Source organism: Fulvivirga ligni (assembly GCF_021389935.1).
In the GTDB taxonomy this organism is placed as follows: domain Bacteria; phylum Bacteroidota; class Bacteroidia; order Cytophagales; family Cyclobacteriaceae; genus Fulvivirga; species Fulvivirga ligni.
This window is the reverse complement of sequence record NZ_CP089979.1, coordinates 1,925,493-1,950,722: the sequence shown is the minus strand read 5'-3', so window position 1 is coordinate 1,950,722 and position 25,230 is coordinate 1,925,493. Positions and strand designations below refer to the sequence as shown.

15 protein-coding genes and 1 tRNA gene are annotated in these 25,230 nt (G+C 38.1%); 13 read left to right on the top strand and 3 right to left on the bottom strand.

The window, feature by feature from the left end; all coding sequences use genetic code 11:
* The 11 genes from LVD16_RS08695 (at nucleotide 1) to LVD16_RS08645 (ending at nucleotide 17,208) form a co-directional block, all read left to right on the top strand.
* A complete protein-coding gene (locus tag LVD16_RS08695; protein ID WP_233773541.1) occupies nucleotides 1-1,404 on the top strand; it encodes a tetratricopeptide repeat protein in 1,404 nt (467 codons plus the stop codon).
* Entirely contained in the window at nucleotides 1,404-2,177 is a 774-nt protein-coding gene (locus tag LVD16_RS08690) for a phosphosulfolactate synthase (protein WP_233773540.1), read from the top strand. The genes LVD16_RS08695 and LVD16_RS08690 overlap by 1 nt, the downstream gene beginning before the upstream one ends.
* A gap of 14 nt (nucleotides 2,178-2,191) precedes the next feature.
* Nucleotides 2,192-3,133 carry a DUF368 domain-containing protein gene (locus LVD16_RS08685; RefSeq protein WP_233773539.1) on the top strand — a complete coding sequence of 314 codons (942 nt, stop codon included), beginning with the start codon at nucleotides 2,192-2,194 and terminating at the stop codon, nucleotides 3,131-3,133.
* The gene (locus LVD16_RS08680) at nucleotides 3,133-3,873 is read left to right on the top strand and encodes a shikimate dehydrogenase family protein (protein ID WP_233773538.1); all 741 of its coding nucleotides are present in this window, start codon (nucleotides 3,133-3,135) and stop codon (nucleotides 3,871-3,873) included. The genes LVD16_RS08685 and LVD16_RS08680 overlap by 1 nt, the downstream gene beginning before the upstream one ends.
* A 303-nt stretch (nucleotides 3,874-4,176) precedes the next feature.
* Nucleotides 4,177-10,287, top strand: coding sequence for a type I polyketide synthase (locus tag LVD16_RS08675; protein ID WP_233773537.1), 6,111 nt, complete (start codon nucleotides 4,177-4,179; stop codon nucleotides 10,285-10,287).
* The gene (locus tag LVD16_RS08670) at nucleotides 10,287-10,739 is read left to right on the top strand and encodes a lipocalin-like domain-containing protein (RefSeq protein WP_233773536.1); all 453 of its coding nucleotides are present in this window, start codon (nucleotides 10,287-10,289) and stop codon (nucleotides 10,737-10,739) included. Before LVD16_RS08675 ends, LVD16_RS08670 begins: the two co-directional genes overlap by 1 nt.
* A gap of 245 nt (nucleotides 10,740-10,984) precedes the next feature.
* Nucleotides 10,985-11,389 (top strand): hypothetical protein, encoded by a 405-nt coding sequence (locus LVD16_RS08665; RefSeq protein ID WP_233773535.1) that lies wholly within the window; start codon nucleotides 10,985-10,987, stop codon nucleotides 11,387-11,389.
* 158 nt (nucleotides 11,390-11,547) lie between these two features.
* Nucleotides 11,548-13,575, top strand: a complete 2,028-nt coding sequence (gene uvrB, locus LVD16_RS08660) for an excinuclease ABC subunit UvrB (protein ID WP_233773534.1) — start codon at nucleotides 11,548-11,550, stop codon at nucleotides 13,573-13,575.
* Nucleotides 13,576-13,582: 7 nt separating this feature from the next.
* The gene (locus LVD16_RS08655; RefSeq protein ID WP_233773533.1) at nucleotides 13,583-15,019 is read left to right on the top strand and encodes a trypsin-like peptidase domain-containing protein; all 1,437 of its coding nucleotides are present in this window, start codon (nucleotides 13,583-13,585) and stop codon (nucleotides 15,017-15,019) included.
* Between the two features lie 73 nt (nucleotides 15,020-15,092).
* The gene (gene amaB / locus LVD16_RS08650; protein ID WP_233773532.1) at nucleotides 15,093-16,640 is read left to right on the top strand and encodes an L-piperidine-6-carboxylate dehydrogenase; all 1,548 of its coding nucleotides are present in this window, start codon (nucleotides 15,093-15,095) and stop codon (nucleotides 16,638-16,640) included.
* A gap of 151 nt (nucleotides 16,641-16,791) precedes the next feature.
* Nucleotides 16,792-17,208, top strand: a complete 417-nt coding sequence (locus LVD16_RS08645; RefSeq protein ID WP_233773531.1) for a response regulator — start codon at nucleotides 16,792-16,794, stop codon at nucleotides 17,206-17,208.
* 79 nt (nucleotides 17,209-17,287) lie between these two features.
* On the opposite strand, the gene LVD16_RS08640 is transcribed toward LVD16_RS08645, so the two are convergent.
* From LVD16_RS08640 to LVD16_RS08630, 3 genes are all read right to left on the bottom strand, one after another.
* Nucleotides 17,288-18,736: a hypothetical protein gene (locus tag LVD16_RS08640; RefSeq protein WP_233773530.1), complete on the bottom strand. Its 1,449-nt coding sequence runs from the start codon at nucleotides 18,734-18,736 to the stop codon at nucleotides 17,288-17,290.
* 733 nt (nucleotides 18,737-19,469) lie between these two features.
* A tRNA-Ala gene (locus LVD16_RS08635) sits at nucleotides 19,470-19,543 on the bottom strand.
* Nucleotides 19,544-19,588: 45 nt separating this feature from the next.
* On the bottom strand, nucleotides 19,589-20,059 hold the full coding sequence (locus LVD16_RS08630; RefSeq protein ID WP_233773529.1) for a C40 family peptidase: 471 nt from the start codon (nucleotides 20,057-20,059) through the stop codon (nucleotides 19,589-19,591).
* Nucleotides 20,060-20,167: 108 nt separating this feature from the next.
* Between LVD16_RS08630 and LVD16_RS08625 the strand changes: the two genes are divergently transcribed.
* Nucleotides 20,168-23,092: an FAD-binding and (Fe-S)-binding domain-containing protein gene (locus LVD16_RS08625; protein ID WP_233773528.1), complete on the top strand. Its 2,925-nt coding sequence runs from the start codon at nucleotides 20,168-20,170 to the stop codon at nucleotides 23,090-23,092.
* A 35-nt stretch (nucleotides 23,093-23,127) separates the two neighbouring features.
* Complete coding sequence (locus LVD16_RS08620) at nucleotides 23,128-25,230, top strand: ATP-binding protein (RefSeq protein WP_233773527.1); 2,103 nt, start codon at nucleotides 23,128-23,130, stop codon at nucleotides 25,228-25,230.

Sequence of the window (25,230 nt, the reverse complement as noted above, 5' to 3'; positions counted from 1 at the left end):
ATGGCTGAGAATTTCAAGAAAAAAGAAGAAAACGAACTTCTAAAAAGGTTCGAAGATCATATAAAAAACAAGGCTAACTACTTCTTCGAGTTAGACAGCTTTGAACAAATAGTTGGTCTCTACATAGACAGAGGGCAATATAGGAAAGCTCTGAAAGCTGTGAATATGGCTTCAGATCAATATCCTTTCTCCACCGAGCTTCTGGTAACTAAGGCACAAATTTTATCTAATCTTGAGCAATATAATGAGGCACTAGAACTGCTAAGCAAGGCTGAATCTTTTCAACCCAACGATTCAGAAATTTACTTTCTGCAGGGATCAATCTTATCCCTAAGAGCGGATTATGATGGTGCCATTGAAGTATATTATAAGGCGCTACCTTATACTGAAGATAAAGACGAATTATTCTACAGTATCGGGCTGGCCTATCAAAGCAAAGAAGATTATCAAAAGGCTATTGAGCTTTATAAGCAGGCTATTGAAGAAAATATTCTTCATGATGGAGCTTTGTACGAACTAGCTTATTGTTTAGACCTTTGTGGAGAACTAGAAAGCAGCATCACTTATTACAAAAAGTTTATAGATGCAGACCCGTATTCACAGGCTGCGTGGTATAATTTAGGTATAGTGTATAATAAAATAGGTGAATTTGAAAAAGCCATTGAAGCTTATGAATTTGCCGTAGTGATTGAAGATAATTTTTCCTCCGCATACTTTAACATGGGGAACACTTACCTTCAAATGGAACTGTTTTCTAAATCACTTGATGCGTACACGAAAACTCTTGACATTGAAGGACCTAGTCCAGAAGTTTATTGTCAGATTGCCATTGTTTACGAAAACATGGAACAGTATGAACTTGGACTAAAATATTACCAAAAGGCTGCAAAATTGGATAATCTTTATGATGAAGCCTGGTATGGTGCGGGTAAATGCTTGTTTCAGCAACAAAAATGGTATCAATCCTTGCATTTCTACAATAAAGCACTGAAACTTGACCACGAAAATGCAGAGTATTGGAAAGCTGTAGCTCAAACGGAGTGTAATATTGGAAATATTGTGTCCAGCATAGATGCTTATGAAGAGGCTAGTATGCTAGCCCCTGAAGACAAAGAAATATGGATGGACTGGTCATATATTTACTTTGAACAAGGTGAATATGATAAGGCAATAGAGCTGATTTTATCCGGTTTAGAGGAAATCCCTGATGATCCTGAATATTTTTACAGGCTAACCGCATATCTTATTAGTGCAGGAAAATATAAAGAAGCATTTAATTATCTTGAAAATGCCTTAATTTTGGACTTTGATATGCATGAGGTTCTCCTTGAGTTTTTTCCACAGCTTGAGACTCAAAAAGCATTGTATAAAATCATTAATCAATTTAGAAAAGAAAATTCATAATGAATTATACTTTGAATAACGTTCCTGAGCGCACAGTAAAGCCCAGGCAGTATGGTTTTACTATGGCTATGGACAAAGGTCTTAGTATTAGAGAAGTAGAAGATTTTATTAGTATCTGCGGTGATTACGTTGACATTGTAAAATTTGGATGGGCTACATCCTTCGTTACTCCAAATCTTAAAGAAAAGATAAAAGTGTACCACGACGCTGGTATTCCTGTATATTTTGGAGGAACGCTTTTCGAAGCTTTTATTATTAGAAATCAGTTTGACGATTATAGAAAGGTACTTGATAAGTATGATCTTCAGTACGCTGAGGTGTCTGATGGTTCAATTGAACTGGATCACGATAAAAAGTGTGACTATATCAGCAAACTTTCCGAGCAGGTAACTGTACTTTCTGAAGTAGGATCTAAAGATGAGGAAAAAATTATTCCTCCTTATCAGTGGATCAAACTCATGCAGGCAGAATTAGATGCAGGAGCATGGAAAGTAATCGGTGAAGCTAGGGAAAGCGGAAACGTAGGACTTTTCAGATCTACAGGTGAAGTAAGATCAGGCTTGGTTCAAGAGATCTTGACCAAAATTCCATTTGAGAAAATCATTTGGGAGGCACCACAAAAGGCGCAGCAAGTATGGTTCATCAAATTATTAGGTTCTAATGTAAACCTGGGCAATATTGCACCCAATGAAATAATACCATTAGAGACTATTCGTTTAGGGTTGAGGGGAGATACATTCAATCATTTTCTTTCTTTACAGAACAACCTTTAAACAATCACTACCACATGGGTAAATTTAAAGAGCACCTGCTCATATTCTTAAAAGGAATTGGTATGGGCGGTGCTGATGTAGTTCCAGGAGTTTCTGGAGGTACCATCGCTTTTATCACAGGAATCTACGAAGAACTTCTTGACTCTATTAAGGCGGTTGACTTGGAAGCATTTAAGCTTCTAATTTCATTTAAACTTCCAGAATTTTGGAGAAAGATAAACGGCAACTTCCTGCTTCCACTATTTCTAGGCATAGCAGTGAGTCTCCTAACGCTTTCTAAGCTCATTTTATATCTATTAGATGAGCATCCAATACCTGTGTGGTCATTTTTCTTTGGGCTGATTATAATCTCGGCTATTCTAGTTTTAAGACCTATTAAAAAATGGAATGTAGGCGTAGTAATAACTTTGCTAGCCGGTATTGCCATTGCCTATTTAATTACTTCTGCTACTACTTCTGAAACGCCCACTGACCTTTGGTTTATATTTCTGTCAGGAGCCATTGCCATTTGTGCTATGATTCTACCAGGTATCTCGGGTTCGTTCATACTTTTGGTTTTAGGCAAGTACGAATATATTTTCAAAGCGCTAAGTAATTTAGATGTAGTGACTATTCTGGTTTTTATGGCTGGTTGTGTTACAGGTCTACTTTCTTTCGTTAGGGTAGTATCTTATCTGTTCAAGAAATTTCATGACCTTACTATAGCATTACTTGCTGGCTTTATGTTGGGCTCGCTAAATAAAGTATGGCCATGGAAGATACCAACAGCTTTTAGAGTTGATAGACACGGAGAGCAAGTGGTAGCTGCAGCCAAGAACGTTATGCCCAATGAGTACACCGAGCACTTTAAGACTGATCCTCAGCTCTTTACAGCCATTCTTTTCCTTGCAATAGGAATTCTTCTGGTAGTAGGAATAGAAAAGGTGGCTAACTACAAGATAAAACCTACTCAGTAATGAAAAAGTATGGCCTTATCGGAAAGAAGCTGTCTCACTCTTTCTCAAAAGACTATTTTTCTAAAAAGTTTATGGATCTAGGTCTAACTGACTACTCCTACGATTTATTTCCTTTAGAAAACATTAGTCAAATAGTTGATCTGATAAAGGCCAATCCAGAACTTCAAGGTTTTAATATCACCATTCCCTATAAAGAAGAAATCATCCCATACCTTGATAGCATGGAGGAGAATGCTAAAGAGATTGGTGCTTTCAATGTTGTTAAAATAAAAAACAACAAACTGACAGGCTATAATTCGGACTTCTTCGGTTTTAAATCTTCTTTAGAAAACTGGTATAAGCCAACAAAAAACAACAAAGCCCTGGTGTTAGGCACAGGCGGAGCTAGTAAGGCTGTAGCCGCAGCTTTAGGAGCTTTAAACATAGAGTTTAAATATGTTTCAAGAGACAACCAAAAAGCTTCGCTTACGTATAACAACTTTGTTGATTCACCCGAACTCATACTTGAGTACCCACTAATTATCAACACAACTCCACTAGGAATGGCTCCCAATACAGAAAGTATGCCAGAGTTACCCTATGCGCATTTAACCTCTGATCACTTTTTATACGATTTGGTATATAATCCTACAGAAACGAAATTTTTGAGTTTAGGTAAGGCTCAAAATTGCCAAGTTAAAAACGGTCTCGAAATGCTTCATCTTCAGGCAGAAAAGTCCTGGGAGATCTGGAATTCTTAATTTCACTGGTAACCGCCACAGTCTTATAATCATCAGATATACAGACTAATACCCCCTATTCATTCTCAAAACATTACTACTTACATGGGTATATCTCCTATCATCACCCCAACCATTCGTTAGAATAGACATATTCAACTATCTGATTATAAAATATTTATATAATTATTATTTCAATACTATTCCAACTAAAAATACTTATTTATTACTTAAGTAGACTCTAGCTATACATAACAGCGATTATTAGTGGCCTTCCTCTTAATTTCATAGATGCAAGAAGCTAAAAACTAACCATTTATAACAATGTTAGAAACTAATAAGAATGCTGAAAACAAAATCAACCCTATTGCTATAGTTGGACTTTCATGTCGTTTCCCTAAGGCTGAAAATTTACAGGAATTCTGGAAAATGTTGGAGAACGGTATTGATGCCGTTGAGAAAATTCCTGCCAGCAGATGGGACATCGATGAATATTACGATGCCGATAAAAGTGCGGCCGACAAAACTCATCAGCGACATGCAGCCATGCTTGATAACATTGACAAATTTGACCCTTTCTTCTTTAATATATCTCCTGCAGAAGCCGCTGAAATGACTCCATCACAAAAGCTTATGATGGAACTCACCTGGGAATGTCTCGAAAGTGGCAACATTCCATATCAGCAGATAGCTGGTAAAAAAGTGGGTGTTTATGTAGGCAATATATGGAGTGATTTTGAGCACCTGAGGAAACATAAGAATGCAGTAGTCACTTCTCATTCCGCCATGGGGCAGTCGGCTAATATTATAGCCAATCGCATCTCTTACTTCTATGGCTTTTCCGGCCCTAGTTTAGTGGTAGATACAGGTTGCTCCTCTTCTTTAGTGGCACTTCATTTAGCCTGCCAAAGTCTCTGGGACGGAAGCACCAGCTACGGTCTGGTAGGTGGCGTAAATCACACACTTGATCCGGATCAAAACATATTGCTCTCCAAATTTGGAGGACTTTCCGCTAAGGGTAGCTGTAGTACTTTTGATATAGCTGCTGATGGTTTTGTGCGTGGTGAAGGTGGTGGTATAATTCTTCTAAAGCGCTTAGAAGACGCTGAAAGAGATGGAGATAAAATCTTCGCACTTATTAAAGGTAGTGCCATGAATAACAATGGCTTCAATGTAAACCTACCTGCCACCAGTACTAATGGACAATTGGACGTTTTACAATCTGCTTATGAAAGGTCTGACATTGCACCAGCTGACGTACATTATGTGGAAGCCCATGGCACCGGCACTAAACTGGGTGATCCTACAGAAAGTAGAGCACTAGGTCAGTTCTTCAGCACTAACCGGACCAGGCCGCTGCATGTGGGTTCGGTCAAAACAAATATAGGTCATTTGGAAGGGGCAGCTGGCATTGCAGGGCTTATTAAAGTGGTGCTAGCCATGAATAAAAGAAAGCTGCCTAAAAACTTGCACTTTAAAACACCCAACCCTGACATCGACTTTGAAAATTTAAAATTAAAAGTGCAGGATTCACTCAGTGATTGGCCTGCCAAGCCCGGTGAACCCCTACGAGCTGGCGTGAATTCTTTCGGCTGGGGAGGAACAAATGCTCACACCATTCTCGAAGAGTACGTACCAAAAGAATGCAATGTTAATATTGGAGATCATCAGCACGGCTGCTACTTATTACCGTTATCTGCCAAATCTGAAGGGGCTTTGTTTCAATCAATATATAATTATCTCCATTACTATCGTACTCAAATTAACGGAGTAGCACATCAGTTTGAAAATGCCTGTAAACTGGCCGCAACTACGAAATCATCATTTGAGTTCAGAAAACTTTTCAAAGCCAATAGCAAGGAGAATATGATAGAGTCAATAAGCTCCTTTCTCAGCGATCACAAAGAATGGACTGCTTCTACGCCTCTACATGCCGTCAATGATAAAGTTGTTTTTATCTTTCCCGGACAAGGCTCTCAATGGATAGGAATGGGTAAAGCTCTATTTCAATACGAGCCCGTTTTTAAAGAAACCATTATTGCTTGCGATAAAGAATGGAATAAGTATACAGACTGGTCTCTGATAGATCAACTTCATGCAGCAGAAGGAGAATCCAGGCTTGATGAGATTGATGTGATACAACCTATGCTTTCCGCAGTTCAAATTGCACTAGGAAAATTATGGATGTCAATCGGTTTAAAACCAGACTCCGTAGTCGGGCATAGCATGGGTGAAGTAGCTGCTGCCTATATCTCAGGCAGTATTTCTATTAATGAAGCCGCCCAGATCATATGCAACAGAAGTAAGTTAATGAAAACTATGAGTGGCAAAGGCGGTGCCATGGCTGTTACAGAATTAACACTTGAGCAAGCAGAAAGGGTGGTTAAGAGATATCCAGAATTATCTATTGCAGTAAATAATAGTCCAAAATCAACAGTATTAGCGGGAGCTGAACAAGCGATTGAAGAAATTATTGCAGAACTAGATAAGCAGGGGCGTTTCACCAGAAGAGTAAAAGTAGATGTGGCATCGCATTCTAAACAAATGGATCCAATTAAAGAAGAGCTTGGTAATAGCCTCCAACTCAATCCCAAACATCAAGACATTACTCTTTATTCTACCGTAAGAAATCAAATAGTAGAAGGTGAAGATTTGACAAGTGAATATTGGGTAGATAACCTAAGGCATGGGGTTCAATTTGCCGCTGTAATGGATAAGCTTGTCGAAGATGGACATAAGGTATTCATTGAGGTAAGTCCTCACCCTGTATTAATCACTTCTATTAACGAATGTTTGGATGCCAACAACTGTAAAGCCGTTGTTACAAGCACCTTACACAGAGACAAAGAAGAATTATGCGAACTGTATGATAACGTATCTACATTATATGAAAACGGCGTTAGTATCAATTGGAATCAGTTTTATAAAAATGTTAATACCTACCATACATTCCTTCCCTCCTATCCATTCCAAAGGGAAGAGTACAAGCTCAATGAACGGCTATCTCTCGATAAAAACAAATCTGGACACCCATGGATTGGTAGAGAAATAAAATTGGCCAACCTTCCTGAAATACATTTTTGGGAAGCGCACATTAATTTAAATCAGTTTCCTTATATAAAAGATCACCAAGTAAATAACATTACTGTACTGCCAGGAACTGCATATGTAGAAATGATATTGGCCGCATTAAACGAACTCTCAGGATCCCAACATTGTGAAATAGTTAATTTATCATTCAAAAAAGCTATCACTTTCGAAGATAATGAGTCCATAAAGGTGCAATTGAAACTACATGAAGAAGATGATGGGCTGTCTGGATTTAAATTTTATCAGCAAAACCAGGATAAATGGCTACTAACCGCTGAAGGAGAATATCACTTTAAGGACGAAGTTCATTCTTACAATGTGAGTCCATTTAAAACTCTAGCCGGAGATATCATTTCAGGTGAAGACTACTACAAGCAACTGGAAAGTATCGGGCTCAATTATGGACCGTACTTTCAAGGTATCTCACAACTAACTATAGATCAAAATGACATTAAGGCCAATGTAAAGATTGACTCCAAAATCTCAGGGAACATAAACAAATATCACTTTCATCCTGCTGTATTAGACAGTTGTTTTCAGGCACTTTTTGTCCCTGCGTTAAATGGAGAAGATAGTAATTACCGAACCACCTATTTAACCAGAGTAGGTAGATTGGAAGTCTTCGGCAATATTCCTAAGAACTCAGACCTACAGGTGAATATAAAAATTAAAGCCAAACAGGAAAATGAGCACTTCACTGACTTGCTGGCAGATTTAGTCATTTATGATGAACAAGGTAATCCACTTTTAAAAGTAGAACAGGTTGGAGCAAAAATTATGTCAGTGTCAGATTACCATCAGGCTGACAATGAATGGTTTCATCAGGTGCAGTGGCTTAAAACAGAAATTAATAAGAAATCAGCCTCTGCTGGTTTGAAAAACTACCTTCTGATTAGCAATTCTTATATCGCTGTTCAACAGCTAGTTAGCAAACTAAGCAAGCAAGGTCATACCGTATCAGTTTTAATAAATAAACTAGAGAGCCCGAATTCAGAAAACGTTAAAATCTACAAGACCAATTATGATGACCTTGCGTCAGTACAGCAGACGTTAAGGGAGATTAATCTAAACTCTCAAGACGATGTCATTTTCTTCTTTACCAAGGAGCTACATCATGACAAGCTTCAACTCAAAACCGCTTCCGCGTATTATCTAGTTAATGTAATGCAAGCTATAAATGCATTAAAACTGAAGCGCTATCCAAAACTTAACGTAGTAACTAATGGAAGTAAACCTATTGAAAACACCATGATTAATATTGAACATGGGCCATTAAATGGGTTAGCAAGGGTTATTGCCAATGAACTTCCTCAGTATGAAACTTTGCAAATAGACCTGAGTTATCTACCTAATAATTCGGAATTGGAAATCTTCACGCAATTACTATCAAGCAGGTTAAGTAAAGAAAAAGAGATTGCCATAAGAAATAAGGATGTTTATGTCTCCAGATTAAACAAGGTAAAACCAGACATTTTCGGCATTCAAAATAAGACTTTCTCACCTGTAGGCAGCTACCTGGTCACTGGCTATAACGGCATTGCATTTAGACTGGTGGAGTGGATGTTTGCCAAGGGGGCAAGAAATTTCATTCTACTCAGCAGAAGTGGAAATACAGATGAATACACAAGCAGTAAAATACAGGAGTTTCAGAAAGGTGGCGCATCATTTGAAATCATACCATGCGACGTTTCTGATTACTTTGGACTGAAGCAAGTTTTTGAAGATCAAGAATTTAGCATCAATTTAAAAGGAATAATTCACGCTGCTGGTCTTATACAAGCTACACCAATCAATGAATTAACTTCGGACAACTATTCTAATATTTTAGCACCGAAAGTAAAAGGTGGCTGGAACCTCCACCTTTTATCCAAAGAATATGATTTAGATACATTTCTCCTTTTCTCATCTGCCTCCTCAATGATTGGCCTCAGCGGACAAGGTAGTTATGTAGCCGCTAATGCATTCTTAGATTCGCTAGCACAGTACCGTCATTCTCTGGGCCTTACAGCCACGGCAGTAAACTGGGGCGTCATGACAGATGCAGGTATGGTGGCTAATGCCGAAGAAATGGCTAAATATGCTAAAGCTGAGGGTTTCATTCCTACTACCATGAAAGAGGCAGTAGATGCACTAGATCATATAATCTTTCAGCAACCTGTAAATATTGGGATATTCAAAATTAGCCCTGATCAAACAGCAGACTTTTTCCCTTCACTAGGTGCCAGCAACTACTTTGGAAACCTCTTACTTAAAGAAGAAAAATCCAATGAGAATCAAAGTTTACTTCAAACGTTGGAATTATTACCGAACAAAGAGGAGAAGCAATTGGCATTAGAAAACCATGTTAAATTACTTACCGCTAAAATCATCAAAAGCACACCAGGAAAGCTCAACTCCGAGATGCGATTTAAAAACCTGGGAATAGATTCTATAATGGCAGTTCAGTTAAGAAACAAGCTGGAAAAAGATTTATCACTTAAATTATCAGTGACCAATATTTGGGAGTACCCCACCATTGGGGAATATTCCTCATTTCTAATGGGAAGGCTGGTGAATAGCGAAGAAGGTGATTTACTAACCACTCCCAAAAGAAACGGTAAGGTTGTTCAAAGTCTTGTCATTCCAAAACCAAATCCAGAGGCTAGTTTCAGGATGATTTGTTTTCATGATGCCGGTGGCAGTTCTTCTCTATATGACATGTGGGAAACTATGTTAGATGCCGATATTGAGCTTATAATATTGGAATTACCCGGTAGAGGTAAACAGCTATCGGCAAAGCCTTTTCAAGACATAAAATTTGCTACCAATAAAATTTTAAAAGATCTCAAAAATCATCTGGATAAACCATACTTCCTATTTGGTCATAGCATGGGTGGATTAATTGCTTTTGAACTATTAAGGCTCATCAGAACAAATAATTTACGTCAGCCTCAGCAGCTCTTTATTAGCAGTACCCCACAGTTGGCCTCTTATGAGCGCGCGCACCTGGACCCAAGGTTAGACAACCAGCAACTCATGGATTCCTTCCCTCATTTGAAACCTGAAAACACACCTGATCCTGAACTAAGAAAAGTACTGATTACTCTTCTTAGAAATGACCTTGCCCTGATTGATAGCTTTAAATATGAATTTCAGCCACCATTTGATCTGCCCATTATCGCAATACATGGTGTCGATGATAATACCGTATCACACGGACAGATTGAAAATTGGAAGAATGAAACCACCACTACATTCAAATTAATTCAACGAAAAGGTGGACATCACTATTTAAGGAATGACCGTGAATTCATTACTCATTTAATCAATTCAGAGATAGACAAAACCATTTTAATCAATAAATAATGGAAACAACAGTAAATAATCTAACTAAAAAGATAGTAGGTACATGGAAGCTTGTTTCATGGTATTATCAGGATGAAGATGGCAATAGAGTAGATTACTTTGGTCGTAATCCGCAAGGCATTTTAATCTATGATAACGCGGGCTATATGAGTGTTCACATCATGAAAAATTCGAGAACCAAATTTAAAACGGATGGAATGTATGAAGGTACGCCTGAAGAGATCGAATCTGCTTTTAAAAGCTATTTTGCCTATTACGGCAAATATTATCAAGATGATGAAGGCACTATGACCCACATTGTTGAAGGCGGACTCTTTCCTAATTGGGAAGGAAATGTTGAAAAAAGGTATGCCAAAATTGAAGACAATCAGCTCATTATCTACACTCCTCCTATTCCTACAGAAAATGGTGACATTGTCTTTTATGTTGTATGGGAGCGATGTAAGGAATAATCAAAATAAAAGAATAACGGCTAAGTTTTTAAAAGCTCAGTGAAATAAATCAATAAAAATTATATCAATTACAACATTTAAAGCGTTGCAACCAGTTAAAAGACATTAACAAGATGTTTATAACGACAGATCGAAGAAATTTTATTATTTTTTTATAGAGATGGTTTAATACCAAAAATTGATTCTTTTTTCATATGAAAAATTTCAATCTTAGTAATTCTAATAATGTTTAAAACTTGAAGGAAATGGATAGGGAAATTTTATTAAAACAATCAAATTTGGAAGTAAGCTACGACAAGGATGAACAAATACTCTATTGTGTATGGCTTGGCTTTCAAAACAAGGAAAAAATCATGAACAGCGGGGAGAAAATCCTCGAGCTACTGAAGAGTAAACGGTGCGCTAAAGTCCTTAATGACAACACCAGCGTATCAGGCCCATGGCAAGACGCAGCCGAGTGGACTGCTAAAAATTGGTTTCCCAGAATGGAGAGTGCAGGATTAAAGCACTTTGCATGGGTGTTTTCTCCTAACATTTTCGCAGAACTATCTGCGCAAAAGGCCAAGCCAGATTCAGACGTTGTTACCACGTTTCATTCAGTATATGATGCGGAACAATGGCTAAAGAGCAAAGAGGTAGCTTATAACTAGTAAGTTACCTCTCCATTAGAACTAAAATCCGATGCATGCCCCTCCATTCATCGGATTTATTTTTTACAGGAATTAAGTATGCCTTCATCTACAACATTTTCCACCCATCCCGTATTATAAGATATTAGTTCTTTAGATTTGAATAGAACCAATAGCTTATGCAGTTTAATATATCCAGCGAGTACGAACCTACAGGTGATCAGCCAAGAGCCATAGAAGAATTATCGGCCAGTATAGAAAATGGAGAGAGCTTTCAAACCCTTTTGGGAGCAACCGGAACAGGTAAAACATTTACCATGGCCAATGTAATAGCTAAAGCAAACAGACCCACTCTGGTGCTTTGCCATAACAAAACTCTGGCTGCCCAGCTGTATGGTGAATTTAAAAGGTTCTTCCCTGAAAATGCTGTTGAATACTTCATATCCTATTACGACTATTATCAACCAGAAGCATTTATTCCATCTTCCAATCTTTATATTGAAAAGGACCTTTCCATTAATGAAGAAATTGAAAAATTAAGATTGAGTTCCACCTCTTCTCTACTTACAGGTAGAAGAGACATCATTGTAGTGGCCTCGGTTTCATGCATCTACGGTATTGGTAACCCTGAGGAGTTTGGAAGGAATATCGTTAAGCTAAAAGTTGGGGAAACCATCCCTAGGAACAAGCTCCTGTTCGCGCTGGTAGACATACTTTACAGCAGATCTGAAGGAGAGTTTAAAAGAGGTAATTTCCGAGTTAAAGGTGATACGGTTGATATATTCGTTGCCTATGGAGATTTTGCTTACCGTATCATGTTTTGGGGCGATGAAATTGAGTCTATTCAAAGAGTTGATCCATTCAGCGGTAAAACTCTTTCTGATGAAAAGATAATTACCATTTTCCCCGCAAACTTATTTGTAACTGGTAAAGATTCTTTACATCAGGCAATCCATGAAATACAAGATGATTTAGTGGCTCAGATTAATCATTTCGAAGTAGAACAAAGGCACCTTGAAGCAAAAAGACTGAAGGAACGTACTGAGTTCGACATGGAAATGATGCGGGAGCTAGGCTACTGTTCTGGAATAGAAAATTACTCTCGATACTTCGATAGAAGAATACCTGGCGCCAGACCTTTCTGTCTCTTGGATTATTTCCCTGATGATTATTTAATGTTCATTGATGAGAGTCACGTTACCATTCCTCAGGTAAGAGCTATGTGGGGTGGAGACAGAGCCAGAAAAGTAAATCTGGTGGACTTTGGTTTCAGGCTACCAGCTGCATTAGACAACAGACCCCTTACCTTCAATGAATTTGAAGCCATGCTCAATCAGGTGGTATATGTTAGCGCTACACCCGCCGAGTATGAACTGAGAAAATCAGAGGGAGTGGTGGTAGAGCAGATTATTAGACCTACGGGACTATTAGATCCGAAAATTGATGTAAGGCCTAGCCTTAATCAAATTGATGACCTGCTTGAAGAAGTGGATGAAAGAATAAAGAAAGAGGAGCGTGTGCTTGTTACCACCTTAACCAAGCGAATGGCAGAGGAATTGACCAAGTTTTTGGAACGAGCAGGTGTAAAGTGTCGTTACATACATAGCGAGGTGGATACATTAGATCGCGTTGAGATCCTTCGCGAGCTCCGACTAGGAATTTTCGACGTGCTGGTAGGAGTTAACCTCTTAAGAGAAGGACTAGACCTCCCTGAGGTATCTCTGGTAGCCATTCTGGATGCTGACAAAGAAGGTTTCTTGAGAAATCAGAGATCTTTAATCCAGACTATTGGGAGAGCTGCGAGAAATGCTAACGGAATGGTAATCATGTACGCTGATAAAACTACCCCATCAATGCAAACGGCCATTGATGAAACCAATAGAAGACGTAGTATTCAAATGGAGTACAATGAAGAGCATGGAATAACACCAACCACCATTCTCAGATCAAAAGATTCCATTCTACAGCAAACTAACGTAGCTGATAAGAAGAAGTCTGGCAAGAAGTACTACAGTGGTGATGAGGCTCCATCAGTAGCCGCGGATCCGGTGGTAGAATATATGGGCAAAGATCAACTTCAAAAGCTTATTAACACCACTCAGAAAAACATGGAAAAAGCAGCCAAAGAGCTTGATTTCATGGAGGCTGCCAAGCTTAGGGATGAACTACTGGAATTACAAAAGCTAGCTCAAGAGAAAGAAAACTAATACAGCAATGAATAAAAGCACATTTTTTATAGGCATTATACTTTCCTCTATTTTAAGTGGCCTGATTTCATGCGTAGTAGTTTATCTATACCTCAGTAGCCAACCATCAAGTAGCTACAACTCAATAGCCAAGCATCAGCTGAACTTGACCAAAAACTCATCTATGGACACCTCATATGTGGTCCCAGAAGGTTTGAACTTTGTAAATGCTGCTCAAAAAGTAATCCCAGGAGTGGTTCATATTAGGTCTCTATATTCTTCTGGAAAGTATAGCATTAATCCTTTAGAAGGCTACTTTAGAAGTCCTACTCAATCATCCGGCTCAGGCGTTATCGTATCTGATGATGGATTTATAGTAACCAACAATCATGTGATTGAAAATGCCAGCAACATAGAGGTAGTACTCAATGATAACAGAACTTATCTGGCTAAAACCATCGGCGTCGACCCTACCACTGACCTCGCATTACTTAAAATTGAGGAGCAAAACCTATCTTACGTAGAGTATGGAAACTCTGACTTCATAAAAACAGGGGAATGGGTATTAGCAATAGGAAATCCCTTTGACCTCACATCTACGGTGACTGCGGGCATTGTGAGTGCAAAAGCCAGAAACATTGGCATTTTAAGAGATAAGAACAACCTTCAAATAGAAGCTTTCATACAAACAGATGCAGCTGTAAACCCAGGAAATAGCGGTGGCGCTCTGGTTAATCTTAAAGGTAAATTAGTGGGTATTAACACGGCAATTGCTACACCTACTGGTAATTATGCTGGTTATTCATTTGCCGTTCCCGTTTCCCTGGTGAAGAAAGTCATTGATGACCTTTTAGAGTTTGGAGAGGTGCAAAGAGCCCTTTTAGGCATCAGAATAGGCGATATGAACTCACGAATAGCAGCAGCAGAAGGATTAAACATTTTTAGTGGCGTTTTTGTAAGTGATGTATATGAAAACAGCTCCGCTGATAAGGCTGGCATTATGGCTGGAGACATTATCATTGCCATAGATGAAATGACTATCCACAATGTATCTGAGCTACAAGAAATGATTGCCAGAAATAGACCTGGAGATGAAGTGAATGTAACTTTCATACGAGATGGCGAAAAGCAAACTACAGAAGCCACTTTACAGAACACCCAAGGCACAGTGGATATTCTCAAGTCAGATGTAGATAATGTTTTAGAAGGTGCTACATTAGAAAATTTCGAGTCATCAGATGATAAGGAATCTCCTGTAGAAAAAGGCGTATTGATCAAAGAGCTAAATGATGGCAAGTGGAAAGATGCCGGCATTGAAACTGGATTTATTATCACGAAAGTTGATAAAATTGAAATTACATCTATTGATGAGCTTACTCGCACTCTGAAAAACAAAAGTGGGGGGATTTTGATCGAAGGCATTAAACCCGATGGATCAGAAGGTCTATATGGCATTGATTGGTAGCCCTTTACCAATTTGACCAAGTTTCCCTGCAATGAATCACACATTTTTATAGATTTGCAAACAAAAAACGCTCATGGATATTAATAGTTTCGGAATTAAAAAAACGCTAGAAACGCTACGCATAAAAGACAAAAACCAAGGCTCCTCCACTGGAAGTGAATGGTTTGGAGACAGTAGCGACTATCTAAAATCATATTCACCGGCAGATGGGCAGCTTATTGCTGAAGTTGGTGTTTCTACTTCAGAAGACTACGAAAAAGCAATTACTAAAGCTACTGAAGCCTTTAAAAGCTGGAGACTATTGCCTGCTCCTAAAAGAGGTGAAATAGTTAGACAAATAGGAGATAAACTCCGCGAATATAAAACTGAACTTGGTAAGCTCGTTTCATACGAAATGGGTAAATCCTACCAGGAAGGTCTGGGAGAAGTTCAGGAAATGATCGACATATGTGACTTTGCCGTTGGCTTAAGTCGTCAGCTGCACGGACTCACTATGCACTCTGAAAGAGCTCACCATAGAATGTATGAACAATATCACCCGATTGGGGTTGTAGGCATAATTTCAGCCTTTAACTTCCCTGTAGCGGTATGGTCATGGAATACCATGTTGGCGTGGGTTTGTGGTGACGTTTGTATTTGGAAGCCCTCTGAAAAAACTCCTCTTTGTGCCGTAGCTTGTCAAAATATTATCTCAGAAGTATTTAAAGCTAATGATGTACCAGAAGGTGTTTCATGCTTAGTAAATGGTGATTATAAAATCGGAGAGTTGATCTCTAACGACAGTAGAATTCCATTAGTTTCTGCCACTGGATCTACCAGAATGGGTAAAAAGGTAGGTGCAGCAGTAGGTGCAAGGTTAGGTAAAGCTTTGTTAGAATTAGGTGGAAATAATGCTATAATTATCAGTGAAGATGCTAATCTTAAGATAGCAGTAACAGGAGCATTATTTGGTGCAGTAGGTACTTGCGGTCAAAGATGTACATCTACCAGAAGACTCATAATTCATGACAGCATTTACGATAAGGTAAAAGAGCAACTAAAGAATGCCTACGGTCAACTTAAGATAGGTAATCCATTAGATGAGTCGAATCACGTAGGTCCTTTAATTGATACTCAGGCTGTAGAAATGTATAGCAGTGCTTTGGAAAAAATCAAGGCTCAAGGAGGTAAAATATTAGTAGAAGGTGGCGTGCTTGAAGGTGATGATTACGCATCTGGCTGCTATGTAAAACCTGTAGTTGCTGAGGCCAATAATGAAATGGAAATAGTTCAGACTGAGACCTTTGCTCCTATCTTATATTTGATGAAGTATAGCTCTATCGAAGAGGCCATTACCCTACAGAACAGCGTGGCTCAAGGGCTCTCTTCTGCCATTATGACTTCGAACTTATTAGAAGCAGAGAAGTTCCTATCTCATGATGGTTCAGACTGCGGAATTGCCAATGTTAACATTGGAACTTCAGGAGCTGAAATTGGAGGTGCCTTTGGAGGTGAGAAGGAAACCGGAGGTGGTAGAGAATCTGGATCTGATGCATGGAAAATATACATGAGAAGACAGACCAACACCATCAACTATGGTAAAGACTTACCATTAGCTCAAGGCATCAAGTTCGACATTTAGTTTAAAAAATTATAAGACTTACAATTGTAAGTTTTTGAGGCAAATTACAGGTAACTCAATGAGGTGAACATCGCACTGTTTTTATCTTTTATTGATAATTTTGTAATTACTTCTGTATGATTTATATTTAACTTATACAATAAATCAACTTATGTCTGATACTCAAAAAAAATATATATCAGTAATGCTAATCGACGACAATGAGATAGATAATCTCATTAATCAGAAAATGATCGAGGCCGCAGATATATCCAGATATATTTATACTCACACTGGAGCTAAGAGCGCTATTGAGTTTCTTAAGAATATTGAGAAAGTAGATGAAATATCTGCCAGCGTATTACCTGATGTCATTTTTCTTGATATAGATATGCCGCTCATGGATGGCTTTCAATTCTTAGACGAATTTGAAAAGCTATCTGAGGAAACAAGAGAGAAATGTAAGATTGTAATGCTTACTTCCTCAATTAACCCTCAAGATGTTAATAAATCGAAGAAATATAGTTATGTAAAACAATACATCAACAAACCACTTTCTCAGGAGAATCTGGAGAAGTTGAACGTTTAGTATCGTCATAACTGGATATAAAAAGAAAGGGCTGCTTTTTCAAAGCAGCCCTTTCTTTTTATCCTTATCAGTAATCAGCCTAGAGCTGAGTACTTAATCTACTGATAAAATCTTCGTCTAATCTAATAAGAGCAGTAGGAGAAAAATGCTCAGTTTTTACACTTTCAGCTTTTTCAATTAGTGCTCTGATTTTATCTACTTTATTTCTCTTTATATCACTGATTGATACCTTCATGATCTTGGACAAGAATAGAATGTGTTCGCAATTCTCCTTGCCTAATAAACGTATCTGCCTCTGAATACTATTAATAAGTTGATTAAACAGATCATAGTCATTCATTAAACAATACTGCAGTGCCAATACGATTTTAATCTCCAGCTGCATGAAGGGATATTTTTTCAAGCTCACCTCATTCAACAAATTATTAATCCACTTACTGGCTTCATCGTATTTCTCAACATAATAGCATGATATGGCTCTGTACATAGTATAGGTCACGTAAGTAGGAATGTCCTGCTTATCGACCTCAAAGTCATGAAAAATTCCATCATTCTCTTCATACACCTTTCTCACATTTCCAATTCTTATATGACGTTCCATTTTCGTCACCAGAAACTGTGCAGGGTAAGTGTATAATGTATAATTCGTAAGGAGATTACTGGCAGCATCATTTACTTCCTCGTAAAATCTTTCCGCCTTTCTGAACACCTTATAATGTGTATAATATTCAAATTTCAAAAACTCGAACACCAGATTAAGGTGATAGTATATAGAGTCTAGTTGATACTGATTGAAAATTTTCTGTACATTTTCCAGTATATCTTCGATCGGCTCCATGTCTTCATCCATGGAATCTTCCTGATCGACAAACAACCTATGGAATATAACCATACAGCTGTAATAAACATACAGCCTGTGAGACTCATAGAGGGCACTCACGTTGTACATCTCCTTCAGCAAGAGGGTTAGACCCAACTTATCCGTTTCGTCTCCTGACAATGAATAATTTCCAAACTTCTTAAAGTATTCAGCCAACAGATCTTCTGACTTATCTACCGCTAGCATATATGCTACATGGCGGTTATACAACTGCGAGTAATTAAAATAATCAGGTGAGTTTATATGAAGCTTCTTTAAAGACTTATAAACTATGGTTAACTCGTTTGATAAGTCATAGTCTAAGAGCTCCTTCTCGAGCTTCTTTAAAGTAGCTACCGCAATAGCCTTCTTTTTTGTAAAGATTATTTCATTAATATTAGCCACCTTCTTCAGGATGTCCGTTCTAGGACTCTCCATCTGCTGCAGCAAATATTCTTCAATTTTCTGATTAAGCCTGGAACGTAAGGTGTAATACGCATTAGTATTCACCTCCAGCTCCATCATGATTTTAGTATCAGATAGCTGACGCTCTCGCATAGCCTGTATTAGATAAGCTGATTTATCGGCATTACTCTCAATCAGTGAATCATGTATTGCTCGATAGTCTCTATTCGAAAGTTGTTTTATTATGTTCTTCAGCTTAGCCATAGACTTTCTAAATTCAAAAAAATTTTAATTCTTATAAATCAATAGGTAAGTCTTACAACTTACATATGAAAAAGTTACTAAATATATTTTTTACATACATTATGAGCCTCAGAGAAATTAGTCTTTTAAGCTCATGGTAACACTAAATAAACCAATATTTAGCAACTCAATATGTAATATTTATCAGCAAATTAATTGAAAACCAGGTCAAAAAATCAAACTAACTATAAAATGAAAATCAATCATTAAACTTTTAATACTACAGAACACTTGTTTAAAACGCAATTTGACACAATATTATTAGTCTAATACAGAATTTAGTTTACACAAAGCAAAAAACCTACAATGTAACAAAATCACCCACCTGCTTCACTGGTAAATTCACCTAAATATTAACGATCTTACGAAAAATATTAACTAACTAAACTAAAGTATTCAAAAAGGAAGACTGGTATCAGACATTGTAATATAAATTCTTAAGCGATAAATTGAATATTACAATTCATTCATTTCATTACAATAATTTATTTTCTTCAGAATAATGAAAATTTGAAAAAATTAGGTGTGAATTCACCATAACATACTCATTCTATTACAAGCAAGATTTACTTCAAACAGACCATATCCACTCATAAACAAGAACGAATTCACGGCTGTGAATGAATTCCCCAGAAGAGATAAAAAAGAAAAATTAAATGATAATGAATTGATATTCAGATAAGTAAGAAAAATGTGGAGAATACCGGATTCGAACCGGTGGCCTCTACACTGCCAGTGTAGCGCTCTAGCCAACTGAGCTAATTCCCCATTTTCCTTGTAAGGGACGGCAAATATAATCTAATTATGGAAATACTAAAAGGGTCTTCGAGCAGTTCTGAATCTTTTTTTATAATATTTACTCTCCAGGCTACTTTCTACCACCCCTAATGAGGAAGAACTATGGATGAACCTCACATTTCCTTTGCGAGAATATGTGACCAAACCTACGTGAGTTACTTTGCGTTTCTTCTTTCCTGTGGCAAAAAAGACCAAATCCCCTTCTTCTAACTGCCCTATCTTTACCTTTTTGCCTAATTTACTCTGAGCATCAGAAGTTCGTGGCATAGCAAAACCTATAGAAGTGTAACTATTGTACAACAATCCGGAGCAATCCATCCCCGCTCTTGTAGTACCACCCCATTTGTACGGAGTACCTATATAACTTTTTGCTGTTTTTATGACAGTCTGAATCTTATCCTGTCTAACTTTAGCCTTCTTAGCAGAAGCACATGAAAATAATGAAGAAATTAGAACCAACCAGACGAAGAGGCGATAGTGTCTCATCTTAAAAAATGTAGTTAAAAAAATTTTCCTCCCGTAACTTAACGGTTAAGATCTTTTTACAAAAACAAAAAGGTTATATTTTTCGAAAAAATAAATCTCCGATAGAAGTTGTATACCGAACAAGACCTGAACAATCTACGCGCTCAATTAAAAGGCGACTTTTATACTGATGACACCTTAAGAACTCTGTATGCCACGGATGCTTCCGCGTATAGAGAGATGCCATTAGCAGTAGCCATTCCTCATAATGAAGCAGATATTAAGCCCTTAATAAGTTTTGCAAATGAGCATAAGGTTCCTTTGATCCCAAGGACGGCCGGCACTTCACTGGCAGGGCAAGTGGTTGGTGCAGGAATTATTGTAGATGTTTCCAAGCACTTCACTCAAATTCTGGAAGTGAATGAAAACGAGAAGTGGGTAAGAGTTCAGCCAGGTGTTATTCGTGATGAACTGAATATGCATCTAAAACCTTTCGGTTTATACTTCGGTCCTGAGACTTCTACCGCCAATAGAGCTATGGTTGGTGGCATGATTGGTAACAACTCATGTGGATCAAACTCACTCGTTTATGGCAGCACCAGAGATCATCTTATTTCTACTAAAGGGTATCTTTCTGACGGCTCTGAGGTGGAATTCAAGTCATTATCTAACGAAGAGTTTCACTCAAAAAGAGAACAGAATAACCTGGAAGGACAACTATATAAGCATGCATACGATGTACTCTCTCAAGCGGATAACAGGGAGGAAATAGAAAAGAATTTCCCTAAAAAGTCTATCCAAAGAAGGAATACTGGCTATGCCATTGACTTATTAAAGGACTTGGCTCCTTTCACGGATAGCCAAGAACCTTTTAACTTCTGCAAACTGATAGCAGGATCAGAAGGCACACTTGCTTTTCTAACCGAAGCTAAGCTTGCACTACAGCCTTTACCAAAAGTTCACCAAGGCTTGTTATGTATTCATTTCGAATCTGTTTATGACTCGCTGAAAGGAAATTTGGTGGCATTAAAATATGCGCCGACCGCCTGTGAGCTTATGGATAATTATATTCTGGAGTGCACTAAAGAAAATATTCATTATCGCCAGAACCGATTCTTTGTGCAGGGAGACCCACAGGCCATTCTAGTGGTTGAGCTCAGAGAGGACAGCCAAGAAGAAATGGAAAGAAAGGCCTTTGAGCTAACAGAAGAATTAAAAGCTGAAGGACTAGGCTACCACTTTCCATTGGTAACAGGAGAGGATACGAAAAAGGTATGGGATTTAAGAAAAGCTGGCCTTGGGCTTTTAAGCAACTTGCCAGGAGATGCTAAGCCTGCACCTGTAATAGAAGACACAGCGGTAGATGTAAATGACTTACCAGAATATATTAATGATTTCAACGCTGTTTTAAAGAAACACAACCTATTCTGCGTTCACTATGCTCATGCGGGCACTGGAGAACTGCACCTTCGCCCAATATTAAATTTAAAGACTCAGGAAGGTAATGAGCTTTTCAGAACCATCCTTGATGAGATTGCGAAGCTTGTTAAAAAATATAATGGCTCATTAAGTGGTGAACACGGTGATGGCCGACTTCGAGGAGAGTTTATTCCTTATATGATTGGTGACAAAAACTACCAACTACTGAAAGAGCTAAAAGCGGTTTGGGATCCTCATGCCATTTTTAATCCTGGCAAAATTGTAGACACACCCGCCATGAACACCATGCTGAGGTACACACCGGGACAAGAAACCAGGCAATTTAAAACTGCACTTAATTTTGATCAATTTCAAGGCTATTTAAGAGCTGCAGAACAGTGTAACGGCTCTGGAGACTGTAGAAAAACACACTTATCAGGAGGTACTATGTGTCCTTCTTATATGGCCACAAAAAATGAAAAGGACACGACAAGAGCAAGAGCTAACATATTAAGAGAAGTACTTACCAACTCCACCAAAGAGAATCCTTTTGACAGCGAGGAGATAAAAGATGTAATGGATCTTTGCTTATCATGTAAAGGATGTAAGTCAGAATGCCCTTCTAATGTGGACGTGGGTAAACTAAAAACAGAGTTCCTTCACCAATATTACAAGAGTAATGGCGTGCCTTTGAGAACGAAGTTAATATCAAGCTTTACCACATTAAATAAGGTAGCCTCCCTCGTTCCTGGCTTGTACAATTTCACATTTACTAATGCTGTTACTTCTAAATTGGCTAAATCACTCACTGGCTTTGCTAATGAAAGATCTATGCCATTACTCCATAAATACACGTTAAAGCACTGGTTTAAGAAGAAGTTTAATCCATCAAAAGATAACGTGAAAGGCACAGTTTATCTATTCATGGATGAGTTCACAAACTACAATGATGTTGAGCTTGGCATTAAGTCAGTTTTATTACTAGATAAGCTAGGCTATAAAGTGCAAACGGTAGACCATGAAGAGAGTGGAAGAACCTTTTTATCCAAAGGAATGCTCGATCAGGCAGCAAATGTGGCTCAAAAAAACTTTAAAATCTTCGAAAATATCATTAGCAAAAACACCCCTTTAATAGGTATAGAACCCTCTGCAATTCTATCTTTTAGGGATGAATATCCTGATTTGGTGAAAGCTAATGATAGAGCAAAAGCCATGGAACTCGCTAGTAATGTATTACTTATAGATGAGTTCCTGGAAAGAGAAGTAAAAGAAGGCCATATTACGGCTAGTCAATTTACTAGTGAAAAAAGGCTCATAAAATTACATGGTCATTGTCACCAAAAGGCACTTTCATCCTTAGTGCCAACAAAAAAAGTACTTTCTTTACCAGCCAATTATGAGGTTCAGCTAATACCTAGCGGTTGCTGTGGTATGGCTGGCAGCTTTGGATATGAGAAAGAGCATTATGAAGTTTCCATGAAAATTGGTGAGCTCGTATTATTTCCAACGGTGAGAAAACAGGCAGATGATGTTATAATAGCTGCAAACGGGACCAGCTGCAGGCACCAGATAAAAGATGGCACCAGCAGAAAGGCCCTTCACCTGGTCGAAATTATGTATGATGCTTTAATATAAACAAGGTATTTTTTTATATTGGAGAAATTTTCGGTATGAAATCGCAGTTTAGTCTGTATTTTTTAATCTTTATTTCGTTATCATTTGTTAAGGCTCAGGACAGCTCTAAACTGCCCTATTCAGCCTTTTTAGGTGGTGATATTGAGGAAAAATTAGTGTTCAACTATTTTGACTCAATACAGCACAACCTGGATTCTGCTGCCGCTTTTTCTATTTACAATGACATCCAACAGCATAGAAGCGCTAAAAACTGGCCCCTTCTGCATTGTAACATTCTAAAAGCCAAAGGAGACTATTTTCACAGTAAAGACAATTTTGTAGAAGCCATCCGAAACTACCGAATAGCTGCCTCCATTAGCCAGAAGCATCAATATGACTTCACTTATGCTGTTATGCTGTTTAACATTGCTCGGGTTTATGATGCTATTGACAAGAAACCTGAGGCTTTAAAGGCAGAATTGGAGGCCTACTCTATCTTTATCAAAACAGATTCCGCCTATTCTTATAAAAGCGTAAACCACATCACTAATCTGGAATACAGATCTAAAAACTTTAGAGAGGCCATAATTTATGGCAATAAAGCCATTAAAATCCTTAACGCATTACCGGATAACAAACGAAAGATAGAAAACAGCATAAATACGCTGAACAGTATTGGCATTAGCCATAGAGACATTGGGAATTACGACAGTGCCATCCACTATCTCAATAAATCCCGATCATTAGCCAACAATAACGGTTTTGAATTTTGGGAGGCGCTTACCGCTGGTAATTTGGGTTTAATTTATAAAAGCCTTGGAGAACCGGAAAAAGCCATCCCCCTACTGAAGAAAGATTACCTCATCAGCCGAAAGCATAAGCAAACTTTGAGCGCAATTAATGCAGCCTTCTCCCTTGGTGAAATCTACCAGCAGGACAATGATTTCTCTACAGCAAAACTTTACTATGACACCGTTGCTGTCCTTATTGATAATATTGGAAGAAGCCCATTAAAAATCAGGATGAAATACTCTCAGCATTTATCTTCCTGGTTTGGAGCTCAGAAGCAATTTGAAAATGCTTATGCTTATCAGCAGCTGTTTCAGCAGCAATCTGACTCACTTAAGGAAGAACAACTTAGAATAAAACTAACTGAGATAAAGGCACTTCATGACTTTGAAACTAAGGTTACGGAGATTGACCTCCTCACCAAAAACAGTCAGATTCAGCAGCAACAGATTAAGAATCAGAACCTAATAATTATAGGCTCCATCGTGGCCATAATCTTAATTATGATCATAGCTTTTCTTTTCTATCGACAGCTAAGGCTGAAAAAGCGTGAGCATGTCATTCTGGAGAAGAACAAAAACCAAATAGAAGCTCAGAACATGGAGCTGGAAGCCCAAAGTGAGCAACTCAGTGAGCAAAACAAGGTAATTCAGCACATTAACACCAATCTGGAAGAAGAAGTAGAGAAAAGAACACTGAAGTTAAAGAAGCTCAATGAAGAGCTCGACACCTTCATTTACAGATCTTCACATGACATCCGCCAGCCCATAGCTACAATACTGGGTCTGGAAAATCTAGCCAGGAATTACACTTCTGATCCCAATCTTGCTGAGGTGCTTATAAAGATTAAGGAAACAGCTTTAAACATGGACAACATGCTTTGGAAGCTGCAGATGAGCTACTTACTGAATCATGATCACACTCATAAAACAGAGCTTGAGCTTCAGCCCTTAATCACTGTTATACTCAAGCTATACGAAGAGCACATTCAGAAGTATAATATTGATATTCAAGCAAATATTGGCGCAATTAGCCTGGTCACTTCCCCCGAACTGATAAGGATAATCATTCGAAATATCATCGAAAATGCCATTTACTTTAGCGATGAGGACACGCCTAAGGTGATCATTACAACTGAGGAGACCGCTAAAAGCTATTTAGTTAAGATTTATGACAATGGAAATGGCATTAATCCGAGACAAAAATCTGAAATTTACAAGGCCTTTTATAAAGCGAGTACAAAGTCAAAGGGCAATGGTCTTGGTTTATACCTGGCCGCCAAGGCTGCTGACCTCCTTGATATTGACCTTCAGGTAGATTCATCAGCTGAGAAAGGCACTACATTTAGTATTTTCATCCCAAAAGATTAA